General features: G+C 24.5%; 1 protein-coding gene. It reads left to right on the top strand.

The features are described 5' to 3' along the window. The first annotated feature begins 722 nt into the window (after window positions 1-722). Window positions 723-1,484 carry a TatD family hydrolase gene (locus tag Q0138_RS03030; RefSeq protein WP_297980746.1) on the top strand — a complete coding sequence of 254 codons (762 nt, stop codon included), beginning with the start codon at window positions 723-725 and terminating at the stop codon, window positions 1,482-1,484. Window positions 1,485-1,531 lie beyond the last annotated feature (47 nt).

Genomic DNA, 1,531 nt, shown 5'->3' with positions numbered 1-1,531 from the left:
ACTAAATAAATAAGCCTAGAATTAAAAATTAAACCTAAAACTAAATAAATAAGCCTAGAATTAAAAATTAAACCTAAAACTAAATAAATAAGCCTAGAATTAAAAATTAAACCTAAAACTAAATAAATAAGCCCAGAATTAAAAATTAAACCTCAAAATATCAATTAAAGTCAAAGATTTAAAATTAAAATTCAAAGCCAAAACTGGAATTCAAATCCGCTTAAAACTATTCAAAAGTCAATTTCATTAAATGGATAGTAAAAATAAAATTTAACTTAAGAGATTATTAGTTTAAAAATTCAATAAATGTTTTTTTAAAAAACAAACTTAATATCAAATAAATAATTTCATTCAATTTTTACCTCAACATAATTTCACATTTCTTTTGAAAATTATCAAAATTCTTGAAAATTACATTTTTTTTAAAAAATGAACAACAGATAGTATACTTCACTTATATTCTATTCAAACTACTATATAAATATATTAGCAACTGCTCAAATAATATTACAAAAATAAAACAATATTACAATTTTAGAACAATATTGCTTTAAAATAATAAAATTTAAAAAAAATATAAAAATTCAAATAAATGTAAAAATTCAAAAAAGGGAAAATTTAAAAGAATATTGAAAAAATTAAAAAATAAAAATAGACAATAAAAATAAACTAATAAACTAAAAAGAACAAAGATAAAAACAATAAGAAAAAAGAGTGATAAAATGATTGATACACATATGCATGCTGATGCTAGAAGTAGTGAAGACTTTGATAAAATGTTTATTAGTGGAGTGGATACTGCAATAACCTGCTCATATTACCCATATAAAATTAACAACAATCCAGACATACTTTTAAATCATTTAAACAGAATTTTAAACTTTGAACCAAGAAGAGCTGGAGAATATGGTCTTGATTTAAAAGTGGCACTTGGAATTCACCCTGCAAATGCACTTGAAAATAATGAAAAAATCTTTAAACAATTAAGAAAATGGATTGAAACAAATAAAATAATAGCTATTGGAGAAATTGGGCTTGATGAAAATACTGATTTGGAAAAGGAAGTATTTAAAAAACAATTGGAACTTGCAGAAGAGACTAAATCCAAAGTGATTATCCACACTCCAAGAAAAAACAAATTGGAAGTTCTTAAAGACATCAAATCAATTGTTCTTGAAAACATTGACCCGAAACTTGTTGTAATAGACCACATTAACCTCCAGACAATCGAAGAGCTGATTGATGAGGAATGCATGATTGGATTAACAGTACAACCTCAAAAAATGGAAGTTGAAGAGGCGATTAAAATAGTGGACAACTACGGTTTTGACAGATTTTTATTAAACAGTGACATAAGCAATAAGCCTTCAGATCCATTATCCCTTCCAAAAACCGTCAGAACCTTAAAAAGACTGGGATATCCAAAAAACGAGATTGACAAGGTAGCGTTTAAAAATGCTATGAAATTCTTTAAAATTAAATAAAATAGCTATTAAAAAAAAACCCTGAAAATAGCTATTAAAAAAATCTC

Source organism: uncultured Methanobrevibacter sp., assembly GCF_937906425.1.
Taxonomy (GTDB): domain Archaea; phylum Methanobacteriota; class Methanobacteria; order Methanobacteriales; family Methanobacteriaceae; genus Methanobrevibacter.
This window is presented reverse-complemented; position numbering and strand designations above follow the sequence as displayed.